Raw genomic sequence first — 22,432 nt, forward strand, 5'->3', positions numbered from 1 at the left:
GGTGATGCCGCCATTAGATACCGCCAATTATGATGAGACCGAGCGTGACATAGCATCGCGCCTGTTCACGCAGCATTATGATAAGCTCGCTCGCCTAGCCCGTGGGCGTCGCCGCCGATCAAATGTGGCCGACACGATGATGACGGAGGATATCCTGCACGAAAGTTTCCTAAAGCTGGGGCAGAACAAGACGTGGAAGGATGACAAACACTTCCTTTGCGCAGCATCGCTCGCGATCCGGCATGTGATCGTCGATTATGCCCGCCGCAAAATCACCGCGAAACGTCAACATGAACGAGTCGATGATCAAGACGCGGTGGAACAGATCGTCGAATATGGCGAAAGCCCCGAAGAACTGGTCGCCATTGGTGAGCTCATGACCCAGCTTGAAAGCGTCCGCCCGCGTTGGGCGCGAATTGTCGATGCGCGCTATTTCGCCGGAATGACGGAAGAAGAGACCGCAGAAATGCTCGAGATTTCAGAACGAACGGTTCGCCGTGATTGGAGCGATGCGCGCAATTGGCTGGCACGGCATGTGGCTTGATCGCTAATTGGACCGCACGCTGGCAAGCATTTTACCGTATCGTTTTATAGCAGCAGGATCGTTGTCGCTTTTGGCCTCCGCACTGATAACATCTTCCAACATCTGACCCGCTAAAGCTTCTTGGCCCTGTTTGCCGAGCGCGCGTGCGATCTCGGAGCGAGCATCTCGCACTTGATAATGATCAGCTCCGTATATCTGCGTGGCTTGTGCTTCGGCTTTTTCGGCGCTTACCTGTGCTGCGGCATAGTTAGCCATAGCGAAGTGAGTTTGCGCAAGCTCCATATTCACTGCGATTTCAAGGTATGGAGCAGGGGCAGAGGATTGGAGCGCCCGTGATGCAGAGCTTAGCTTGTCCAAAGAAGTGCTCCATTCTTCTTCCATCTGAGCAATATCAGAAAGGCCGAGCCAGAAGTTTGCCTCAGGGACGGGAGTGGGCCGATCATCGCTCCCGTAATACCCGATCGCTTCCTCGGCTATCTTCTTAGCCATGCCCATTTCTTGCAAGCTTCTCGCGCTTTCCATCGCATACCCTCTCAAGGTCAGGTTACCGGATGCTTCGGCATAGTTGTCTGTATCGATTTGCGAGAGGTGCCGCGTCGCCAGATCGAGGCAAACGCGCTCATCGGACTTGTCGCGGGTTAGCCTTGCTCTCACACAGCGATTGTGCGCGATATCGAACGAGTGAACGATTTGGTCACTTGAAAAGAATGCATAAAGCCGATCCAACTGATCAAGCAGTTTCTTGTTCTCAACGAGACCCTCAGAGGGATGTATCAAGCTCGATAAAGTTAATGCCGGGGCGTAAGACAACTGCGTAGCCTGCGAGGCCAGCCTTTGCCCGATTGTCGCGGCTTCAAAATCCATTCCGGCATCGGCATAGACTTCAGCTAGGAAAATATAGGTTTGAAGTGCCTTTTGCGGATCGCTCTGCTCCCATTGCACCGCGCGCCCTTCAAGCTTGGCTATCGAGCCAAACACCGCTTTACCCTCGGAGGACCGCGGATCAATGTCAGCGATGAAATCAATGAAACCTGCGTTCAAAGTTTCATAATATTCGATTGTGTTCGCGCCTTTTTGCTGTGCAATTCGGCTGGCATTCGCCTCTTCATTCGCTCGCACTGCGAAGACGCTCACCCCGATGACACCGGCAACAATTGCCGCCAGAGCCGCCACGCTCATTGCTGAGGTGAGCTTGTTGCGCATTGCCAGCTTCTTAAAGCGAGTCATTGCCGAGATAGGCCGGGCCAGCACTGGAAACCCGCCTTTCAACCTACGCAAATCATCACCCAGCGCATCGGCCGAGGCGTAACGATTGGCCGGGCTAAAAGCGGTGGCTTTTGCCAGCACCGCAGCAAGGTCCACATCACCAATCCGCCCGCCATCAATCGCCACTCCGCCGTCGCTTTGGCGTTTTGGCAGAGTGCCGGTTTCAAGAAAGTGCGCAAGCATTCCAATTGCGAAAATATCGGTAGCCGCGCTAACGGGTTCGCCGTGCAATTGTTCGGGCGCAGCATATGCCAAAGTCAGGGGGCCGCTAGCAGTCTCCGCTGTTGTATCTTCGATCAAAGAGGCCACGCCAAAATCGATCAGTCTCAGCTCGCCGTCAGAATTGATCAGAACATTTTCATGTTTGATGTCGCGGTGAAGAACCAACCGCCCGTGCGCGTGCGCAACCGCTGCACATAGCTTTCCAATCAGGCCAAGACGCGCGTTCCTATCGAGCCCTTTCGCCTGCACAAATCCGTCGATTGGCTGCCCGTCCACGAACTCCATCGTCATGTAAGGAGCGCCCCCTTTGGCAGATCCACCATCGACAATCCGCGCGATATTGGGATGCTCCAATTGAGCCAAGCGTTGGCGCTCTGCATCGAACTTCTGCTTGAAAGCTGCAGTTTTGGTCTTCGCGATTTTGAGCGCGACTTGCTGCTCGAACAGACCGTCTGCACGCTGTGCTCTGTAAACCTCGCCCATGCCGCCAGAACCTAACAGTTCGGCAATTTGCCAGACATCCACTGTCGCGCCTTTTGCAAGTGAAGGTTTGCCTACACCAGCGCTGCCGGGCATTCTGGTCTGCATGAACGATCCGGCATTGGCCTTGCCTCCACGAAGCGCAACGATCCTTTCTGAAAGTGCTGGGTTGTTTGTTTGCAATTGCTCAAGCTCTTTGGCGAGATCATCTGATCCAAGCGTATCAAGATGCTGCATAGCCTCCGAGATAATCGCCCAGTCCAAAGTTCTTTTCCCCAAATCAAATCGCCTCAGGCCGAGTACTTTGAAGTTGTTGCACAATTGATTGTGTATTGGAAACCCTAGTCGAATCAACCTCGCGGAGGTCCAGTTTCAGGGACTAAGCTTCGGATCACAATGTCTTGGATTGGGGCGCAAAGCAGCCTTTCAGCCCCTGACCGTCCACCAGTCCGGCCATTGCACCTTGTGGGGCATGCGGGTGCATTTCCACACTTCGCGCCTTTCTTCGATGGTGAGTTCGCGGTCACCTCGCCTGGCAAAGGCATGTGGATGGGCGGCGCGTTGCCGCTGGGATATGACAGGCCAAAAGTTGGCACCCAAAAGCTTTTGGTCAGTGAGACCGAGGCCGAAAATGTCCGACACATCTTTGCCCTTTATTGGGATTTGGGTTCGGTGCATGCCTCCCAGCGCGAACTTACCAAGCAAGGCTTTATCTCCAAGCTGCACACCTATTCCAAAGGCCGAACATCTGGCGGTCTTCCGTCTAGCCGAGGCGCCTTGTTCCATCTGCCGCGCAATCGGACCTACCTTGGAAAGATCGTTCACAAGGACAAGGTCCATGAAGGCGAGCGTGATGGTATTCTCGATCCGGAGTTGTTCGAGCGTGTCCAAGCCAAGCTCAATGCAAATTCTCGCCGTTACCGCACAGATACCGAAACCCGTGTCACCAAGGCGACGCTAGCCGGCAAGCTGTTTGATCAAATTGGCGAGGTGATGAGCCCATCATTCTCGCGGGGCAGCTCGGGCAGAGTGTTCCGCTATTATGTCTCCGGTTCGCTTCAACAAGGTGGCAGTCAGCGTGATGATACCATTGTTCAAAGACTGCCCGCGCCGGAAATTGAAGCCATCGTCAACGAAACCGCATCGCGTTGGCTCCCGCGCGAGGAACAACCGATCAACGCCATATTGGCGATAAAGATCGCCGATCGAGGGCTGATCTTTGAATGTCCTGCGAAGCTTAACGATGACATCGCTCAATATCTAAATGATGGTGAAGAGATCATCCATTCCTCCGCCAAGCTTTGCCGGATCCACGTGCCGGTCGCACTTCCACTGCGCGGCGGAAAGCGCAGAATCGTTGCATCCGGCAAGCCCGATATCAGCCCTGATCCGACTCTAATTGCAGCGTTGCGCCGCGCGCATTCCATGCTCGACCGTGATCGCAAAGGAATGCCTCTCATCGAGAAATCGCTGCCTACTGCCTATCTGCGCAAACTGCTTCGGCTAGCATTCCTGGCGCCAGATATTCAGCGCGATATCCTGGAAGGGCGGCAGCCGCCATCGCTCAACCTTCAGCAGCTTATCGAAATGAACATACCGCTATGCTGGAAAGAGCAACGAAAACTGCTCGATTGGGCAGTACACTAGCCTCCCTGTTCGGCTGAGTATCAGGCCTGTTATTTTGAATTTGTACCCTGTTATGGACGAATAAATACCCTGTTACGCCGAATAACAGGGAAACCCCTTTCGGGGCTTATAAACCGCTGTAATTGCGGATTTCTATCCGTCAACGTTCGAGAGAATCTGATGACATTGGCCTGTTTTTGGCCTCAAATTAACAAATTTCCCTGTTAATTCCCTGCGAAACAGGGAAACCGAACTGATTGCGATTGGCGCAGAGACTGCCCGCGCAATACCCGCCTGAAATGTGCAGAGACTGATACTGAAGTTCCAACGAACGGCGGTTTGGCCTACTAAAGCCCGCACACACAGCGGCTTTGCGCAGGTGGCCTGAAGACAGAGAACAGTGCTGGGGGTAGGTGGCGGAGAGACAGGGATTCGAACCCTGGGTACCCGTAAGGGCACAGTAGTTTTCGAGACTACCCCGTTCGACCACTCCGGCATCTCTCCTAACCGAGGTCTTCACTGCTCTGCACAGTCATGCGCAGAGCCGATTAAGAAGCGCGGCGGTTAGCGCGTCCGCGCAATCTTGCCAAGACCTCAAATGCTCTGAAAAGCGGGTATATCTTGGACAGCTATCGCCAAGATGCTTGTTTTGCGCGCATAACGGGCCATATTTCCGCAGTATGGACCGTGCAGAATTCTTTTCAACACAGGCGGGGCGAACGCTGAACGCCCCCAGGCAAACCCGCACGCATTTTGGTATTGGCGATGTGGTTCGTCACCGAATGTTCGATTTTCGCGGCGTTGTGTTTGATATCGATCCTGTCTTTGCCAACTCGGAAGACTGGTATCAATCAATCCCAGAAGATATCCGTCCCCCGCGCGATCAGCCCTTTTATCACCTTCTCGCTGAGAACGAAGATGAAAGCTATGTCGCTTATGTCAGCCAAGGAAACTTGCTCTCTGACGCAGAAGGCGGACCTGTCGATCATCCAACGGTTCCGCAATTGTTTGAGCGGTTCAAGGATGGCCGTTACAGAATGCGGCGCGCGCTGACGCACTAGACACGCAATGTGGTAGGCCTGCTATTTGGTAAGCCTGCTGTTCGGCGCTCGCCAAACCGTAAGCGCACCCCTATCTGCCTCGGTAACACTCGATAACCAAACGCTAACGGCTTGCTGCGTAATGTAATTGCGCATGCAGTTTCGAAATCATCATGGCCATGGAAATCTGCGCCATAGGCTAGACCTTGCGCTTTCCCGTGAGCTGGAAGATGGCGAGCAAGTTGTCTGGCGCGGCATGCAATTGGCCCGGATCGAGGCCAAGCTGTTCGGCATATATTTTTTTGCAGTTCCGTGGACTGCATTTGCGCTTTTCTGGACGGCGATGGCCTTTGCCGGCGTCTCTAGCATTAATGATGGATCGGGCATCGGATTGCTGTCTTACGCATTCCCTTTGTTTGGTGTGCCGTTCATTGCTGTCGGGATTGGAATGCTGTCTGTCCCATTCCTACCTTTTTGGCAGGGCGGCAAAGTCCTCTATGTCGTCACGACCAGACGGGTCTTGAAATTGCAGCTTGGCAGGAAATTATCAGTTCAGTCAGTCCCGCGTGATCGGATTGGCCAGATCGAACGCAGCGAGCATCCCGATGGCACTGGTACGCTCAGACTGCCGATTGCGATCGGGCGCGACAGCGACGGTGACCGGACCATTGAACATTTCAATCTGGGCACGGTGTCCGACATTATGGGTGCGCACCGCGCCCTAGGCCAATTGTCACCAAGCTATTCGCACACGCATTCAGCTCTTCAATCTCCAGCCTGATCGAAGCACTGCATACACTCCAAGCGCAATAACAAGATTGAACACGCCAATCCCAATTGCCGCAATCCAAACGGCGGTGTCGCTGCCAATGTCGCTCTGCCCCAAAAAGCCATAGCGAAAGCCCGAAATGACGTAAAAGAACGGGTTGGCCCGGCTGATTGCCTGGAAAGCGGGTGCGAGATTGTCGAGCACGTAGAACGTCCCCGAGAGCAAAGATAAGGGCGCAATGACAAAATTGGTGATCGCGGCATTGTGATCGAATTTCTCCGCCCACACCGATGTCGCAAGCCCAAGCAGCGCAAGCATCATAGCACCCATCAGGCCGAACCAGAGGACCGCCCAGACATGCGCAACGCCAAGGTCAACGCCCGGCCATAGCGCCATGGCGAGCGCAACCGTGAAGCCCACCGCAATTGCGCGTGTTATCGCGGCCAGGACTATCCCTGCCATCAGTTCGCCCGGTGACAGCGGCGGCATCAACAAATCAATGATTGTGCCCTGAATCTTTCCCGACAGCAGCGAAAAGGAGGAATTGGCAAACGCATTTTGCATCATACCCATTACAATCAGCCCCGGCGCGACAAAGCTTGCGAAGGAAACATCCAGCACTTCGCGCCCGCCTCGCCCCAAAGCGACAGTGAAAATCACCAAAAACAGCAAGGTTGTGACCGCAGGAGCCCAAATCGTCTGCGTCTGCACCTTGAGAAACCGCCGCACCTCCTTCATATAGAGGGCAAGGACACCAACACGATTGATGCCTGTTATCACCGGTTCACCGCGCGGCGGGAAACTGGCGAGAGGGGACAATGTGCTGCTGTCAGGATTGCGCTCTGGATCGGTCAGAGAATTGGGTGAGACTTGATCGGCCATAGCCGCTCGCCTAGTGCTTTGCAGGAACAGAGGCAAGCGAGCAAAACTTGCACCTGCACTCTCAGGCGCACCGGATACGGCCACGCGCCGAAAACAAGGATTGATGAGGCTTTATGAGTTGGACTGATGAGCGCATCGCGACGCTCCAGAAGATGTGGGAAGGTGGCTCAACCGCCAGCCAGATCGCTGAGGAACTGGGCGGCGTCAGCCGCAATGCCGTGATTGGCAAAGCGCACCGCTTGGGGCTGAAATCGCGCCCCTCCCCGGTTAAGGCAAGCGACAAAAAGAAGGCGGCCAAGAAGGCTTCGGCAAAGCCCGCCAGCACAGGCAAGAAGGCATCCAGCGCGGCCGCCGCAGGCAAACCGGCTGCAAAGCCCGCTGCGCCCGCCAAATCGGCTGCGGCCAGCGGCAAAGCGGCAGAGCCTGCCAAACCGGCCTATGATGGCCCGTCCCAGCCGCTTCCCAACCCTTCTTCTGATCTGCCCAAGATCGTCTCGGTTGGCCCCGGCGGCTTCCTGCGGCAAGGCCCCGGCGATCAGCAACCGCCGATCCCGCCTGCGCCGCCGCGCCGCTTGGTCCCGGCCAAGCCCAGCCCAGAAATCGCGGACAAGACCAGCCTGCTCGATCTGTCGGACAAGGTCTGCCGTTGGCCCATGGGCCACCCTGGTGAACCCGATTTCCACTTTTGCGGAACGCCGGTGAACCCTGGCTTTCCCTATTGCGTTGAACATTGCGGCAGAGCCTATCAGGCACAATTGCCCCGCGGCGCGCGCCGTCCCCCTCCCCCGCTGCCATTTGGCGGGCCAAGGGTCCGGTAACTTTTGCTTGCTATGTCTTTCCCTCGTCACTCAGATCAAACGCTATAATCGTTTCACGAGGGAAAGATGAGCGAACCGAGCGCTGAAAACGGCTTTGATAGGTTAGATCGTAAGATCGGCACTATGTGGTCACGGTTTTGGGGTTTAATCCTCGCCGGTGCAGCCGCGTTGCTCACCTATACGACCATTACCGAAGAGACCTTTTCGGTGGCTGGATCGTGGCCTATGCTGTTGATCGCAGGCGGTTTGGCTTTGTGGGCGCTGGCTTGCTTTCGTTCAAAAGAAAGCATGCTCAGCCTGCTTTCCGACGTTAGCTCGAACAAGAAGCCCTGAACCGGTGAGCCATCCCTAACGGGATATTCTGCGTGACTTGGGCCGTTGCCTTTGCCCGGTTCCGTGCGCTCGCGAGACAGTCTTGCGCTTGCTTGACGCCCCTTTGATCGCGATTACACGGTATCCTGGAACACCCCCGCTTTGATGTCTTGCCGCTGTATCGGCGAATGGACGATCAATTGAATGCAAACAAAGGAACGCGCCTATGGCCATCACATTGTATGACGCTCTTGTCCCCAGCTACCGCCAGATCCTTCGCGGGGTGCGCGCCCAGATTGACAAGGCTGAACAATTCGCCGCCGATCAGGGCATGCCTGCAAGCGAGCTGATCGAAGCAAAGCTGGCCGATGATATGTGGCCGCTGCCGTATCATGTACGATCGTGCTGGGTGCATTCCAAACTTGCGCTGGAGCTGGCGCCGACGGGCGAATTTACCCCCGACTTTACCGATTTGCCGCAGGATTGGGACGCGATGCGCGCGATGATTGACGATGCGCTTGCCGGAATATCTGCCGTTTCCTCCGATGAGTTGGAAGCATCTGCGCAAAACCAAACCGCGTTTATCCTAGGCGGCAAGACCCTGATGCAATTCACCATGCAGGATTTCCTGCTGAGCTTTTCGCAGCCCAATTTCTATTTCCATGCGACAACTTTTTACGACATCCTGCGCATGAAAGGGCTACCGCTGACCAAACGCGATTATCTGTTTGCACCGCGTATTATTGGGAGCTGATATGTTCTTTTCGAAGTCCGCCATTGCTGTATCCGCCACTGTCCTGACGTTAGGCCTGCCAAGCGCTGCGCTGGCCGATGTGCCCGATCCTGTACGAGCAATGATTGATGCCGCGGTTGCGACAGGCGATGCTGATAAGGTCGCCGCCGTGGTCGAAATTGCCAAATCAACCAATCCCGATGACACCGCCGAAATTGACGCTTTGGTGGCCGATTTCACCGCGCAGCAGGCCGAAATTGCCGCTGCCGAAGCCGCCGCAGAAAAAGAAGCCATCCGCAATGCCGGCATCTTCGACAATTGGTCAGGTCAGGGCCAATTGGGCGCGTTCCGGTCAACCGGCAATGCGTCAAACACGGGCGTAACCGCAGGTCTTTCGCTTGAACGCGTGGGTATCAAATGGCGGCACAAGCTGACGGGTCTCGTAGATTACCAGGAAAGCGGCGGCGTGACGACGCGCGAACAATTCCTTGCTGCTTATGAGGCCAATTACGACATTTCTGATCGCTTGTTCGCTTATGGCCTTGGTCAGTGGGAACGCGACACGTTTCAAGGCTTTTCAGCACGCTATTCAGTGTCCGGCGGTCTGGGTTACCGGGTGATCGATAACGACAATATGCAGCTTTCACTCAAAGCAGGCCCGGCCTATCGCCGCACCGAATTTGTGAATGGCACCAGCGATAACGCATTGGCGGGGCTTGCCGCACTCGATTTTGACTGGAAAATCTCGGACAATCTGACGCTAACGGAAGATGCCGCCGCATTTATCCAGTCGGGCAACAGCACCTATACCAGCACCACCGGGATCACTGCGGCGCTGGGCGGCGGGCTGTCTGCGAGCGCATCCTACACGATTGAGCATGACACCAATCCGCCGCTTGGCGCGGTGCAAACCGATACGCTCAGCCGGATCACTTTGATCTACGATTTCTGATCGAGGGCAGGTTTGTGCCCCTCTAACCCTGTTTTTTGGCAAACCAGATCGTGTGGCGCGGCCCCTTGTTTCCGGGCCGCGCGCGCACTTCGCGTGCCTCCACCATCAGGCCGGTTTCTCTCAAACGCCGCGTAAATTGCGGATCGGGCGCGGCTGACCAAATGGCCAGAATGCCGCCCGGCAACAGCGCATCGCGCGCTTTGGCAAGTCCCGTACGCGAATAGAGCCGATCATTCGCGCCGCGCACCACGCCGTCAGGGCCATTGTCCACGTCAAGCAGAATGGCATCGTACCCCTCGCCTGCCCCTACCCCTGCCCCGGCCCCGGCCCGATCAATCAGGCCTGCGACATCGCACAGTTCCACTGTGCCGCGCGGATCATTCAGCGTGTCGCCGGTCAGCTCAGCCAGCGGTCCTTTGGCCCAATCCAGAATTTCGGGCACAATTTCGGCCACCACCACACGCCCGCGTTCGGGCAATCGGCGTAGGGCCTCGCGGTAGGTAAAGCCCATTCCGTACCCGCCAATCAGGATATGCGGTGCGGGCGCATCCAATTGTTCCAAGGTAAGCTTTGCCAATTGCTCCTCAGAATACCGCATCCTCGTGCCCATCAGTTCATCGCGGCCCAGCATAATGATGAAATCACGGCCATGACTGACAAGCGTCAGAACATCGCCGCCGGGAATTTGCGCCGTTGCCAAAGTCTCACGGGGGAGCATGGTGTTCTCCAAACTGTTTGTGCGAGCAATCTATACAAGCAAAAGGCCGCTCAGGATTACTCCCAAGCGGCCTTTTTATAAAAGAGCGGTTAGGCTCAGTCTTTGAGGAAGTCGGGCATGGATGCCGGGCCGTCACCGCCCCCGCCGCCATTGTCGCCGCCGCCATCACGGCCGCCGCCGCCACCGCGCGGGCCGCGGCCACCGCCTCGGCCGCCGCGGCGATCGCCGCCACGCCCGCCGCCGCGTCCGCCTTTATCGCCGCGCGGTTCGCGCGGCGGGCGGGTGTCTTCCAGCTCTTCACCGGTTTCTTGATCAACAACGCGCATCGACAGGCGAACTTTGCCGCGATTGTCGATCTCGAGCACTTTGACTTTCACTTCCTGACCTTCGGAAACAACGTCAGTGGGCTTTTCAACCCGCTCGTTCTTCATTTCCGAAACGTGGACCAGACCGTCTTTGCCGCCCATGAAGTTCACGAAAGCGCCAAAATCGACAATGTTGACGACTTTGCCGTTGTAGATTTTGCCAACCTCGGCTTCTTCCACAATGCCTTCGATCCATTTTTTGGCCGCTTCGATCTCATCAGCGTTTGAAGAGCTGATCTTGATCGTGCCTTCATCGTCAATGTCGACTTTCGCACCGGTTTCCGCGACGATTTCGCGAATAACCTTGCCGCCTGTGCCGATTATGTCGCGGATCTTGGATTTGTCGATCTGCATGGTTTCGATGCGCGGCGCGTGCTTGGAAACTTCACCGCGTGAAGAGCTCAATGCCTCGGTCATTTTGCCAAGGATGTGCGCGCGGCCCGCTTTCGCCTGCTCAAGCGCCTGAGTCATGATTTCCTGCGTGATGCCGGCAACCTTGATGTCCATTTGCAGCGAAGTGATGCCTTCTTCGGAGCCGGCGACTTTGAAGTCCATGTCGCCCAAGTGATCTTCATCACCCAGAATGTCCGACAGAACGGTAAAGTCATCGCCTTCGAGGATCAGACCCATCGCGATACCCGACACCGGACGCTTGAGCGGAACGCCTGCATCCATCATGGAGAGCGAACCGCCGCACACTGTCGCCATTGAGGACGAGCCGTTGCTTTCGGTGATGTCTGACAAAACGCGAATGGTGTAAGGGAAATCCTCAACCGTCGGCAGAACCGGGTGAAGCGCGCGATAGGCAAGCTTACCGTGGCCGGTTTCGCGGCGGCTGGTAAAGCCAAAGCGGCCCACTTCGCCGACCGAATAAGGCGGGAAGTTATAGTGCAGCATGAAGTTGTTATACGACAGCCCTTCGAGCCCGTCGATCATCTGCTCTGCGTCTTTGGTGCCAAGCGTGGTGGTGCAGATCGCCTGCGTCTCACCGCGCGTGAACAGCGCCGAACCATGGGTGCGCGGCAGCAGGCCGACCATGGCCTCGATCGGGCGAACTTCGTCGGTTTTGCGGCCATCGATGCGCTGACCATCCTTAAGGATCGCCTTGCGCACAATGTCGCTTTCCAGCTTTTTGACGAGCTTTAGGCGGCCCATATATTCCGCCGGATCGCTCTCTGCGAGGTCAGCATAATGTTCCCGCGCTTTCTCGCGCGCAGCGTTCACTGCATCCTGACGGGCAGATTTGTCAGTGATTTTGTAGGCAGCGGCCAGATCATCACCGATAACTCCGCGCAGCTCTTCAAGAGCAGCGGTCTTGTCTTCCACCGGATCGAGCGTCCACGGATCTTTCGCAGCCTGTTCAGCCAGATCGATGATCGCGCCGATAACCTTACGGCTTTCTTCGTGAGCGAACATGACAGCGCCGAGCATTTGCTCTTCGGTGAGTTCTTTCGCTTCGGATTCGACCATCATCACAGCGTCTTGTGTCGCGGCGACCACGAGGTCGAGATTGCCATCTTCGCCGAGCGCTTCGCTAACGGTCGGGTTGAGGACATATTCGCCCTCGTTGTTGAAGCCTACGCGCGCGGCGCCAATCGGCCCCATGAACGGCAGGCCAGAAATGGTGAGCGCGGCAGAGGCTGCGATCATCGCAACGATATCGGGCTCGGTCTCGCCATCATAGGAAAGAACCTGGCAAATTACGTTGATTTCGTTGTAGAAACCTTCGGGAAACAGCGGGCGGCACGGACGGTCGATCAAACGCGATGTCAGCGTTTCTTTTTCGGTCGCGCGGCCTTCGCGCTTGAAGAAGCCGCCCGGAATGCGTCCTGCGGCTGAGAATTTTTCTTGATAATGCACGGTGAGCGGGAAGAAATCCTGGCCCTCTTTCACCGATTTAGCGGCGGTTACTGCGCACAGCACCACGGTTTCGCCATAAGTGGCCAAAACAGCGCCGTCTGCCTGACGGGCAATCTGACCTGTTTCGAGGGTGAGGGTTTTGCCGCCCCACTCCAGCGATACGGTTTTCTTATCGAACATGTATTTTCCTTTTGAACCCGCCCGGCCTGATTGCGCGCGCGGGGCCTGTCTTGTCTGGTCGCATCGCGGGCGCAGAAACCGGAAACCCACTTTCTGCTGCGATACTTCCAGTACCGGGTGTACCGTCCCGGTCCGGTCTGGGGCTGTTGAAACGATGCCCCAAGGCCAGGCCGCCGAATTGCGTGCCTTTGCCTGATGGGATCGCGGTGTAGCGGGATTGCTCACACCCCGATAGCAAAAGCGGCCCGATCAAAGGGCCGCTTCCACAGTTTGCTTATTTACGCAGACCCAGTTTCTGGATCAGTGCGTTGTACCGCTCAACATCCTTGTTCTTAAGGTATGCAAGCAGATTGCGACGCTTGTTGACCATCATCAGAAGGCCGCGGCGCGAATGGTTGTCTTTGTGGTTGCCTTTGAAGTGTTCGGTGAGGTTGCGGATACGCTCTGTAAGGATCGCGACCTGAACTTCCGGCGAACCGGTATCGCCGTCTTGTTGGGCGTGTTCTTTGATAATTTCTTGTTTGCGCTCGGGCGAAACGGACATAATTTCTCTTTCTACTCAGCGACATCGGGAAGGTTGAAACCCCTGACGACCTTGGCCGTCCCATCCATCAGCTCGACCAGCGCAATCGGACGATTGTCCAGCATCGCACAATAGAGCCCGGAAGATTGGGGCATATCAGACAAGACCCGGCCCTGTTGGACCGCCTGCGCGTCTGTCTGATTGAGGGAAAGGGCCGGGATGTCGTCCAGCCCCGCCTCTAACGGCAGGAGGAGGTCAGTAACCCGCGCGCCATTAGCGATTTCGTTGAGCTTGTCCAGCGAAATCGCCTGGGTTTGGGAGAATGGCCCTGCCTTTGTGCGCCTTAAATACGTGACATGGCCGCAAGTTCCAAGAGCGCGAGCGATATCACGGGCAAGGCTGCGGATATAAGTGCCTTTGGATACGTGGGCTGTGAGAGTGAGGCTCTCTAACCCCGCTCGCCCTGAGCCTGTCGAAGGGCTGTTCTTTTCTTGTCCTGATTGGCTGGAAGTGAAGGACAATCCTTCGACAAGCTCAGGATGAACGGTGAGAGAGTGTATTATGACAGCCCGCCTCTTTAGCTCCACCGCTTGCCCCGCCCTCGCCAGGTCATAGGCGCGCTTGCCGTCCACTTTTATAGCGGAAAACGCAGGCGGCACTTGCTCGATCGGTCCAGTGAATTGGGGTAGCACCGCTTCAATCTGTTCAAAAATCGGGCGCACGTCGCTACGCTCGGTCACTTCGCCTTCAGTATCGAGCGTATCGGTCTCCTCGCCAAACTTGACGGCAAACTCGTAAATCTTCGAGGCATCCAGCATCCGCCCGGCCAGCTTCGTCGCCTCGCCCAGAGCTATCGGCAAAACCCCTTCGGCCAGCGGATCAAGCGTCCCGCCATGGCCCACTTTGGTCTTGGCATAGCCGCCCTGACGCAGATTGCGTTTGACCGCCGCGACGCCCTGGGTTGAACCAAGCCCGCGCGGCTTATCGAGGATGATCCAGCCATGGGGTTGCGGTTTCTTGTCCTCGCTCACCGCCTTATCCTGCCGCGCTCGCATCACCGGCCAGTGCCCGGCTGAAATGTCTGCGGCACAAAGCAACATAGCGGTCATTCCCGCCGATTTCGGTTTGCTCTCCTTCGGCCACCGCACGGCCAGCGTCGTCGACGCGCAAATTCATCGTCGCCTTGCGTCCGCAATGGCACACCGCTTTCAGCTCAACCAAAGCATCCGCAATGCCCAGCAGAACGGCAGAACCGGGAAACAGCGCGCCCTGAAAATCGGTGCGCAGTCCATAGCACAGCACCGGAATGCCGCTTTCATCCGCCAGCTTTGCCAATTGCCATACCTGCGCTTCGGACAAGAATTGCGCTTCATCAAGCAGCACACAATCCAGCGCCTGCTCGCTATGCGCGGCGGCAATGCGCGCGCCTAAATCAGTGTCTGCCCTATATGTGTGTGCGTCCGCCTTAAGCCCGATGCGGCTGCTCACCTTTGCACCCGATCGCGTGTCGATCTGCGCTGTCCACACCATGGTGCGCATCCCGCGTTCCCGGTAATTGAAATCCGCCTGCAACAACGAAGAGGATTTGCCCGCATTCATGCTGGCATAATAGAAATAGAGTTTCGCCATAGGCTGTGCCTAACCACCCTGCTCGCGCTGCGCCAGAAGCAGATGCGCATTAATCCCCCTGACAGGCGGCCTGCGCAATGCTAGCCAACGCGCTTTCGAACTTCAGACGGGGATCAATTTTATGGCATCGGCCGCACCAGACGCGACGAACGCGCAAGGTATGACAGGCATTTTGGGGTGGGTCGAACGATCCGGCAATAAACTGCCCGATCCGGTGTTCCTGTTCTTTTACCTGATTATCGCACTCGTTCTGATTTCGGTTTTGTGCGCGATGCTGGGCGTGTCCGCGCTCCACCCCACCAGCTTGGATGAAACCACTGGCAGCGCCGAAGTTATCACTGCGGTCAGCCTGTTATCGCCTGAAAACATTCAAAGGCTCTGGGTCGAAATGCCCAAAACCTTCACCCATTTCCACCCGCTGGGCTATGTTCTGGTGGTGATGCTGGGCGCAGGCGTGGCGGAGCGTTCGGGCTTTTTCGCCGCTGGCATGGCGAACGCGGTTAAATCTGCACCGACATCTTTGCTGACCCCTGTTGTTGCGCTTGTGGCGATGATTGGCAATCACGCAGCCGATGCAGGCTATGTGGTGCTTATCCCGTTGGCAGGAATTCTGTTTGCTGCTGCGGGCCGTCATCCGATGGCAGGCATCGCGGCGGCTTTTGCCGGGGTTTCTGGCGGATTTTCGGCCAATATCTCGCCGGGTCAGCTGGATGCGCTGTTGTTCGGCATTACCGAAGAAGCCGTCGCGGCCTCTGCGCTGGATCCGGCATGGACGGCCAATCTGGCCGGAAACTGGTATTTCATCGCAGCGATGACATTCCTGTATCTGCCGATCATCTGGTATGTGACAGACAAAGTGATCGAACCCAAACTGGGCGCATGGACAGGCGGCGCATCTGCTGGCGGTGATGAAACAGACCCGTCTACACAGGACGCGGCCCTCGCTGGCAAAGGCCTGCGCGCTGCGGGACTGGCGGCGCTGGTGGTTGTGGGGCTGTGGGTGTTCATGGTCTTTGGCCCTGGCACGCCGCTTGTGAACGAGGCGGCTTGCGAAGGGATTGATCCGGCCGATTGTTCGATCCATGCGCAGCTTCGCCCGCTTTACCAATCGCTGGTTGCGGCATTCTTCCTGCTCTTCCTGCTAACCGGCTGGGCTTACGGCCGCGCAACCGGCTCGATCAAAAACCACCGCGATCTGGTCGCGATGATGGCCGAAAGCATGAAGGATATGGGCTATTACCTCGTCCTCGCTTTTGCCGCGGCGCATTTTGTCGCGATGTTCAGTTGGTCAAATCTTGGCCTTATCACGGCGGTTCACGGGGCAGGTGCGATTGAGTCGACCGGATTGCCGCTGCCTCTGGTGCTGGGATTGATGGTGCTGTTTTCGGGCTTTCTGAACCTGTTTGTCGGCTCTGCTTCGGCCAAATGGGCACTGCTTGCCCCGATCCTTGTGCCGATGCTGATGCTGCTGGGGATCAGCCCCGAAGGCGCAACGGCGGCTTACCGGGTGGGCGACAGCGCGACCAATATCATCACCCCGCTAATGGTGTATTTCCCGCTGATCCTGGTGTTTGCGCGCCGCTGGCAGCCTGATTTTGGCCTCGGGTCGCTTACCGCGATGATGATCCCCTATTCGATCTGGCTGCTGATTTCGGGCACTGTGCTGATTGTGCTGTGGTTCTATCTTGGCATTCCATTGGGGCCTGACGCGCCTGTCGGATATGCACTGCCAGGCTCTGCGGGGTGAAACCTATCGCGGGGCTGGCACGTATTCCTGTTAAAGGACTTGTGACTATGCCCCCGATGCGCCTCATGCTGTTTGCCCTGCTTGCACCCTTTGCGCTGCTCGCCAACAGCTCTGCGCCGCGCACATACACGCTCGATCCCAGCGCGAGCGCGGTTTCAGCCAAAGTCCCCTTTTTTGGCCTGTCGAGCAAAACTGCGCGTTTTCCCAAGATGTCAGGCCGGGTCACCATCGTACCGGGCGCACCTGAGCGCGCGCGGGTCAATGTCACCTTCGACGCGACCGCATTGGAAGCGCCTGATAAAACCACGCTGGACCGGCTACGCGGTCAGAAATTCTTTTGGGTTGAGAAATATCCGGCCATCCGGTTTGTCGGAAAATCGCTCACACTATCATCACCGACCAAAGGCACGGTGACCGGCGAATTGACCGCGCGCGGAGTGACCAAAACTCAGACCCTTGCGGTGACATTTGACCGCGATCCGGCGCGCGCGGCCAAAGGGCAGGCGGTGAGCTTCACCGGCACGATGACAATCGACCGGCGCGATTACGGGATGACAGCGTATCAGTTGATCGTCGGCAAAAAGGTCAAGATCACCCTGAAAGCGCGAATGACGCCGAACTGACAATCGCGCAGCTTGGCGGCGTTGGGAGAGGCTACTCTGACCCCCTCGCCCCGCCTGTCATGATGAGGCATTGGCCTGAGGCGGGCGCACTGCAAGTGTCAGCCAGTCTCGTCCCTATCCAAGTCTCTTGCGACTTTGGGATCATTCAGCAGCTCTTCGATCCGGTCCGCTTCGGCAAAGCTCTCATCCTTGCGGAAGGTGAGCTTGGGCGCGAATTTAAGGCCCAGCCGTTTGGCGGTTTCGCGCTGAAGAAACGCGGTGTTCTGGCGAAGAGCGCGCACCACATCATCCTCACCCGTGCCGAGCAGCGGTTTCACATAAGCGGTGGCATTGCGCAGATCAGGCGTCATGCGCACTTCTGTCACAGCAATATTGGACGCGCTCACCACGTCATCATGCACTTCCTGGCGCGCGAGCAATTCCGAAAGGATATGCCGCACCCGCTCCCCCACTTTGAGGACGCGAACCGAATGTTGTTCTGCGGTGTGTTCTTGGCGGCGGGACATTTTCGGTCATTTCCTCGATAAAAACACTTAAAAAATTTCACAAAGCAAGCAAGATCGAGTGTATTTTTTCAAAAAGTTCGATGGCAAACTGAAATCAGTAAAGCGTTTCTTTTCCGGTGGTTATTTGGAACTCTTGGTACGCTAATGGGTATATCTGTCAGTGCAATCGAAAAGAGGGATCTTTATGAAAACTGTTACTTACATGATCGTCGCTGCAGCGCTTGTCCTGCCTTCTATGGCATCTGCGCAGCGCTGGGCAACTCCCGGCACGCATGACCGCCACGAAGCCAATACGAAAACGGTCAGCGGCACTGTTGAATTGAGCGAAGAAACACGCACCGCAGATCGCCGGGCTGACAACACCGCGCGCTCAACCGGCCACATTACCGGAGCCAAAGCGGGCAAAATCAACCTCGCAAAAGAGAACGCAGGCGACGGCGCTTAAACCAAGCCGCGCTGTTAATCAAAAGGGCGGGCTGCGCAAAGCAGCTCGCCCTTTTTGTGTGCGCGCCAAGCGTAGCTTTCACATCATTTTTCCAAGAATATTCTTGAGCGAATTCATATTGCGCGCAGTCCCTTTGCATTTGAGTCGGCGCTCTAAAACCTTGTTCGAAAGATCCGATACGCCCACCCCGTGCACGTAATCCAGAAACAGCACGCGGTCACCCAGCGCAAGCCGCTCGCTTCCCTTGCTGCGATGTTCTTCGATCAGAGCGTCCACTGCGGTTTGCTCTGGTTGCTGGCTCAGGAAAATGGAGTGGACCATCTTGTCGCTGCCATGGCTAGGGCCGGTGCCGTGAAACGGGTTTTCTTCAATCGCCGCCTCAACCTCTTCGCGGCTGCGCACCATAACGCAGGATTTGAAGCCGAATGAAGATGCGATCAGATCTTCCAATTGGAGCTCGATCAGCGAGGGATCATTGGCGCTGTCAAAGATGACATTGCCGCTCGCCGCCACTGTGGTCACATCGCCAAATCCTGCATTGGCAAAAGCCGCCTTTACATCGACCATTTTGACCCGGTTGCCGCCAATATTGATACTGCCGAGAAGCGCGAGGAAACGCTGCATCATCCCATGCCCGTCTCATCAGGTGATGGCCGCATCGTTGGGATTGCGGTTGAGGTTGCGCGGGCCAAGACTTGGCCCTCTTCGCTTTGCAATTCCGCTTCGAGAAAGATCACTCGCCGCCCGCCACGCACCACCCGGCCCTTGCCGATAATGGTAGCGCCGCGCGGGATAAGCCCCAGCAATTGCATGGAAATTTCAAGATTAAGCGGAGCCTGCTCCCCGCTCGTCGCCGCGACATAAGCATAGCCCATCACATCATCGAGGTAGCCTGCAACCAATCCGCCCTGAACCCCGCCGCGCCAAGTGGTCATCTGATCCTTGACCGTAAAGCGCATGGTCGCTGTGGCCGTCTCTTCATCGAACGACACAAATTCTGCGCCGAGCGTATCGGAATGAGGGGAGCCCATGACGCTATCAATAGCGAGGCCGGGAAAGCCGTTTTTATCGTCGCTCATGTGGCATCTTCTGGAACAGGGGTGGGCAAAGCCGTGGAAGTCGCGCGCGCGAGCATTTTGCCGCTGACTTCGTCATATAATTCACCTTCGAGGAAAGCGACGCGCCGCCCGGATTTGACCACGCGCCCTTTGGCGATGATCGGGGAAAGCGGGACCATGGCAAGGAAAGTCAGGTTCATATCGAGATTGAGCGGGAGCTTCATACCGTCTTCGCTGCCTTGCGTAGAAGCCAGCAATGCGCCTCCCATCACTTCGTCGAGGAAACCAGCAATTAGGCCGCCTTGCACCGCGCCGCGCGGGCTCGCAAAGCTGGGCGGCGGGGTGAAACGGGTTGTGAGTTCGCATTTGTCTGCATCGAACGCGACAAATTCGCTGCCCATAAGCTCTGCTGAGGGTGAACGTTGGCCTTCCCAGAATTTGGTCATTCAAAACCCCTTCACCCCCATTTTGCGGGAAAGCAGCAATACTTAACTCGCATAAATGGGCCCAGTCGCTCGCCAGAGGGGGCCTTTCAGCCCATTCTCACCCCCGCACTTCCCGCAAGCGGGAGGGGACTTCGATCACCCAACCTCAATCGTGCGTTCGCGCTCTTCAACTTCGAACACCTCCAAGCTGTCGCCCGGTTTGATGTCGTTCGTATCTTCCAGCACAACGCCGCATTCTAGGCCCGAGCGGACCTCGTCCACATCGTCCTTGAACCGCCGCAAGGATGCGATGGTGGTGGCCGATACGATGACATCCTCGCGCGTGAGGCGTGCGAACAGGCCTTTGCGGATAACGCCTTCGGTGACGAGCAGGCCAGCGGCCTTGTCTTTCTTGCCCGATTTGAACACCTCTTTGACCTCAGCGCGGCCAACCACGGTTTCAATCCGTTCTGGGCCAAGCTCGCCGGCCATTTCCTTGGCGACTTCTTCGGTGAGGTGATAGATCACATCGTAATACATCATGCGCACATCATCGCGCTTGACCAGATCGCGCGCCTTGGGATTGGGTCGCACATTAAAGCCGATGATCGGCGCATTTGATGCCGCTGCCAGTGTCACATCGCTTTCCGTGATCGCGCCAACGCCTGCATGCAGCACGCGGACTTTGATATCGTCGGTAGAGATGTTGTGGAGCGCGGTGACAATCGCCTCAACGCTGCCTTGCACGTCCGCTTTGACCAGAACCGGCCATTCGATGACGTTGGAGGCAAGGCCTGCGAACATCGTATCAAAGCTGGTCGGGGCAAGCGCCGTGCGCTGCTCGGTCGCTTTTTCCTGACGATAGGAGGCAACTTCGCGGGCGCGCTGTTCGTTTTCAACCACGGTCAGCTGATCGCCGGCCGATGGCACGCCGCCAAGGCCCAGAACTTCGACAGGGGTCGATGGTCCGGCTTTCTTGATCTGCTTGCCCTGATCGTTAACGATGGCGCGCACACGGCCGCTTTCGGTGCCAACGACAAAGGTATCACCGCGTTGCAAAGTCCCGCGCGTGATTAGCACGGTAGCAACAGGGCCGCGGCCTTTGTCCAATTGCGCCTCGATCACGGTCGCATCGGCGTCGCGGTCCGGGTTCGCTTTCAATTCGAGCAGTTCAGCCTGCAAAGCGATCTTTTCGAGCAGTTCATCAAGGCCCGTTTTCTTGATCGCGGAAATTTCAACATCCTGCACTTCGCCAGACAGTTTCTCGACGATCACCTCGTGTTCGAGCAAGCGGTTGCGGACATTGTCCGGGTTGGCCTCGGGCTTGTCCATTTTGTTGATCGCAACGATCATGGGCACGCCAGCCGATTTGGTGTGATTGATCGCCTCAATCGTCTGCGGCATGATGCCATCATCGGCAGCAACAACCAGCACGACGATATCGGTGACATTCGCCCCGCGCGCGCGCATTTCGGTGAAGGCTGCGTGGCCGGGCGTATCAAGGAACGTGATCGTCTGCTTGTCCTTGGTGGTCACCTGATAGCTGCCAATATGCTGCGTGATCCCGCCTGCTTCGCCTTTGGTGACATTGGCACCGCGCAGTGCATCCAGCAGCGAGGTTTTGCCGTGATCGACGTGGCCCATGATCGTGACGACCGGCGGACGCGGTTTCAGCGTTTCTTCGGGATCGACATCCTCTTCGGCAACGATATCGATATCGGCTTCTGAGACTTTCTCGATATTGTGGCCAAATTGTTCGACCAGCAATTCTGCCGTGTCCTGATCGATGGTCTGATTGACCGTCACCATCATGTCGAGATTGAACAGCTCTTTCACAAGATCTGCGCCTTTTTCGCCCATGCGCTTGGCCAGTTCGCCGACGGTGATCGCTTCGGGCACGATCACATCGCGCACTTGCTTTTCACGCGGCTTGGATGATCCGCCGCCTTGCATCCGGCGCTCTTTTTCGCGCGCGCGTTTGAGCGCGGCGAGGCTGCGCGCACGGCGGCCTTCATCCTCGTTGAGTGCGCGCGATACGGTCAGCTTGCCAGAACGGCGTTTGTCATTGCTGCCACCTGCATCCTTGGAGGGGCGCTTGTCTTCTTTCTTTTTCTTTTCAGGCTTTTTGGTCTCTGGCCGGGCAATCGGTGTGAACTTGCGCGCGGCAGGAGCAGCAGCGGGTTTTTCCGCCGGAGCATCAGCGCTGGCTTTCGCTTCGGCTTCTTCAGCTTCAGCAGCAGCAGCGGCTTCTTCTTTGGCGCGTTTCCGCGCGTCGGCTTCGGCTTTTTTGTTGTCTTCTGCGCGGCGCTTTTCTTCTTCGGCAGCTTTGCGCGCATTGGCGTCTTCGCGCTTGCGGTCCTCGGCCAGTTGTTGAAGGCGCTGTTCTTCCGCCTCACGCTGCATACGGGCAACGCGTTCCTGCGGGGTTTCGCCAGCGGGCGCTTTTTTGGCAGGCGCAGGCTTTTTGACCGCCGGAGCAGGCGCAGGGGCTGGCGCGGGTGCGGGTTCAGGCGCTGGAGCGGGCGCGGCTTCGGGCGCTGGGGTTTCGCCCGGCTTGGTGAGCTTGCGCCGCCGCTTCACTTCCACAGCCACCTTATTGGTGCGGCCATGGCTAAAGGTCTGCTTGACCTCGCCAGCATCAACCGCGCGTTTAAGGCCCAGTGGTTTGCGTGTGCGTTTTTCTGGTTCGTCGCTCATTATGTGCTCAAA

General features: G+C 57.0%; 23 protein-coding genes and 1 tRNA gene. 11 read left to right on the top strand and 13 right to left on the bottom strand.

Features of this window, described 5'->3' with window-relative positions:
* Positions 1–4 precede the first annotated feature (4 nt).
* A complete protein-coding gene (locus AC0V6L_RS01710; protein ID WP_486152560.1) occupies positions 5–544 on the top strand; it encodes an ECF-type sigma factor in 540 nt (179 codons plus the stop codon).
* A 3-nt stretch (positions 545–547) separates the two neighbouring features.
* Here AC0V6L_RS01710 and AC0V6L_RS01715 read toward each other — a convergent pair whose 3' ends face one another.
* On the bottom strand, positions 548–2,791 hold the full coding sequence (locus AC0V6L_RS01715; RefSeq protein ID WP_486152562.1) for a protein kinase domain-containing protein: 2,244 nt from the start codon (positions 2,789–2,791) through the stop codon (positions 548–550).
* Between the two features lie 270 nt (positions 2,792–3,061).
* Here AC0V6L_RS01715 and AC0V6L_RS01720 point away from each other — a divergent pair, with 270 nt between their 5' ends.
* Positions 3,062–4,159, top strand: coding sequence for a recombinase family protein (locus tag AC0V6L_RS01720; RefSeq protein WP_486152564.1), 1,098 nt, complete (start codon positions 3,062–3,064; stop codon positions 4,157–4,159).
* Between the two features lie 393 nt (positions 4,160–4,552).
* On the opposite strand, the gene AC0V6L_RS01725 is transcribed toward AC0V6L_RS01720, so the two are convergent.
* Positions 4,553–4,642, bottom strand: a tRNA-Ser gene (locus AC0V6L_RS01725).
* Positions 4,643–4,818: 176 nt separating this feature from the next.
* On the opposite strand from AC0V6L_RS01725, the gene hspQ reads away from it, so the two are divergent.
* Positions 4,819–5,199, top strand: coding sequence for a heat shock protein HspQ (gene hspQ / locus AC0V6L_RS01730; RefSeq protein ID WP_486147543.1), 381 nt, complete (start codon positions 4,819–4,821; stop codon positions 5,197–5,199).
* Positions 5,200–5,332: 133 nt separating this feature from the next.
* Positions 5,333–5,959 (top strand): hypothetical protein, encoded by a 627-nt coding sequence (locus AC0V6L_RS01735; RefSeq protein WP_486152566.1) that lies wholly within the window; start codon positions 5,333–5,335, stop codon positions 5,957–5,959.
* Here the strand turns inward: AC0V6L_RS01735 and AC0V6L_RS01740 are convergent.
* Positions 5,936–6,829, bottom strand: coding sequence for an ABC transporter permease (locus tag AC0V6L_RS01740; protein WP_486152568.1), 894 nt, complete (start codon positions 6,827–6,829; stop codon positions 5,936–5,938). The two genes, AC0V6L_RS01735 and AC0V6L_RS01740, sit on opposite strands and share 24 nt — an antisense overlap.
* Before the next feature lie 113 nt (positions 6,830–6,942).
* On the opposite strand from AC0V6L_RS01740, the gene AC0V6L_RS01745 reads away from it, so the two are divergent.
* The 4 genes from AC0V6L_RS01745 (at position 6,943) to AC0V6L_RS01760 (ending at position 9,644) form a co-directional block, all read left to right on the top strand.
* Positions 6,943–7,647 (top strand): GcrA family cell cycle regulator, encoded by a 705-nt coding sequence (locus AC0V6L_RS01745; protein ID WP_486152570.1) that lies wholly within the window; start codon positions 6,943–6,945, stop codon positions 7,645–7,647.
* 66 nt (positions 7,648–7,713) lie between these two features.
* The gene (locus AC0V6L_RS01750; protein WP_486152572.1) at positions 7,714–7,980 is read left to right on the top strand and encodes a hypothetical protein; all 267 of its coding nucleotides are present in this window, start codon (positions 7,714–7,716) and stop codon (positions 7,978–7,980) included.
* Between the two features lie 205 nt (positions 7,981–8,185).
* On the top strand, positions 8,186–8,713 hold the full coding sequence (locus AC0V6L_RS01755; protein WP_486152574.1) for a DUF1993 domain-containing protein: 528 nt from the start codon (positions 8,186–8,188) through the stop codon (positions 8,711–8,713).
* 1 nt (position 8,714) lies between these two features.
* Positions 8,715–9,644, top strand: coding sequence for a DUF481 domain-containing protein (locus AC0V6L_RS01760; protein ID WP_486152576.1), 930 nt, complete (start codon positions 8,715–8,717; stop codon positions 9,642–9,644).
* Positions 9,645–9,666: 22 nt separating this feature from the next.
* Here the strand turns inward: AC0V6L_RS01760 and AC0V6L_RS01765 are convergent, their stop codons facing one another.
* From AC0V6L_RS01765 to AC0V6L_RS01785, 5 genes are all read right to left on the bottom strand, one after another.
* Entirely contained in the window at positions 9,667–10,362 is a 696-nt protein-coding gene (locus AC0V6L_RS01765) for a spermidine synthase family protein (RefSeq protein WP_486152578.1), read from the bottom strand.
* Between the two features lie 95 nt (positions 10,363–10,457).
* Entirely contained in the window at positions 10,458–12,767 is a 2,310-nt protein-coding gene (gene pnp, locus AC0V6L_RS01770) for a polyribonucleotide nucleotidyltransferase (protein WP_486152580.1), read from the bottom strand.
* A 274-nt stretch (positions 12,768–13,041) separates the two neighbouring features.
* Positions 13,042–13,311 carry a 30S ribosomal protein S15 gene (rpsO, locus tag AC0V6L_RS01775; RefSeq protein ID WP_486147560.1) on the bottom strand — a complete coding sequence of 90 codons (270 nt, stop codon included), beginning with the start codon at positions 13,309–13,311 and terminating at the stop codon, positions 13,042–13,044.
* Between the two features lie 11 nt (positions 13,312–13,322).
* Entirely contained in the window at positions 13,323–14,345 is a 1,023-nt protein-coding gene (gene truB / locus AC0V6L_RS01780) for a tRNA pseudouridine(55) synthase TruB (protein WP_486155033.1), read from the bottom strand.
* Entirely contained in the window at positions 14,326–14,919 is a 594-nt protein-coding gene (locus tag AC0V6L_RS01785) for a thymidine kinase (RefSeq protein ID WP_486152582.1), read from the bottom strand. The genes truB and AC0V6L_RS01785 overlap by 20 nt, the downstream gene beginning before the upstream one ends.
* 121 nt (positions 14,920–15,040) lie before the next feature.
* Between AC0V6L_RS01785 and AC0V6L_RS01790 the strand changes: the two genes are divergently transcribed.
* Both AC0V6L_RS01790 and AC0V6L_RS01795 read left to right on the top strand, forming a co-directional pair.
* Positions 15,041–16,666 carry an AbgT family transporter gene (locus tag AC0V6L_RS01790; RefSeq protein ID WP_486152584.1) on the top strand — a complete coding sequence of 542 codons (1,626 nt, stop codon included), beginning with the start codon at positions 15,041–15,043 and terminating at the stop codon, positions 16,664–16,666.
* 47 nt (positions 16,667–16,713) lie between these two features.
* Entirely contained in the window at positions 16,714–17,289 is a 576-nt protein-coding gene (locus AC0V6L_RS01795) for a YceI family protein (RefSeq protein ID WP_486152586.1), read from the top strand.
* A 98-nt stretch (positions 17,290–17,387) separates the two neighbouring features.
* Here AC0V6L_RS01795 and rbfA read toward each other — a convergent pair whose 3' ends face one another.
* Positions 17,388–17,795: a 30S ribosome-binding factor RbfA gene (rbfA, locus tag AC0V6L_RS01800; protein WP_486152588.1), complete on the bottom strand. Its 408-nt coding sequence runs from the start codon at positions 17,793–17,795 to the stop codon at positions 17,388–17,390.
* A 184-nt stretch (positions 17,796–17,979) separates the two neighbouring features.
* Here rbfA and AC0V6L_RS01805 point away from each other — a divergent pair, with 184 nt between their 5' ends.
* Entirely contained in the window at positions 17,980–18,240 is a 261-nt protein-coding gene (locus AC0V6L_RS01805) for a hypothetical protein (RefSeq protein ID WP_486152590.1), read from the top strand.
* 78 nt (positions 18,241–18,318) lie between these two features.
* Here AC0V6L_RS01805 and AC0V6L_RS01810 read toward each other — a convergent pair whose 3' ends face one another.
* The 4 genes from AC0V6L_RS01810 to infB all read right to left on the bottom strand — a co-directional run bounded on the left by AC0V6L_RS01810 (position 18,319) and on the right by infB (position 22,420).
* A complete protein-coding gene (locus AC0V6L_RS01810) occupies positions 18,319–18,867 on the bottom strand; it encodes a DUF1697 domain-containing protein (protein ID WP_486152592.1) in 549 nt (182 codons plus the stop codon).
* Positions 18,864–19,319 carry a PaaI family thioesterase gene (locus tag AC0V6L_RS01815; protein WP_486152594.1) on the bottom strand — a complete coding sequence of 152 codons (456 nt, stop codon included), beginning with the start codon at positions 19,317–19,319 and terminating at the stop codon, positions 18,864–18,866. The genes AC0V6L_RS01810 and AC0V6L_RS01815 overlap by 4 nt, the downstream gene beginning before the upstream one ends.
* The gene (locus AC0V6L_RS01820) at positions 19,316–19,744 is read right to left on the bottom strand and encodes a PaaI family thioesterase (protein WP_486152596.1); all 429 of its coding nucleotides are present in this window, start codon (positions 19,742–19,744) and stop codon (positions 19,316–19,318) included. Before AC0V6L_RS01820 ends, AC0V6L_RS01815 begins: the two co-directional genes overlap by 4 nt.
* A 135-nt stretch (positions 19,745–19,879) precedes the next feature.
* A complete protein-coding gene (gene infB / locus AC0V6L_RS01825; RefSeq protein WP_486152598.1) occupies positions 19,880–22,420 on the bottom strand; it encodes a translation initiation factor IF-2 in 2,541 nt (846 codons plus the stop codon).
* Between the last annotated feature and the right edge of the window lie 12 nt (positions 22,421–22,432).

It is taken from the genome of Erythrobacter sp. JB1-15, from assembly GCF_057365035.1.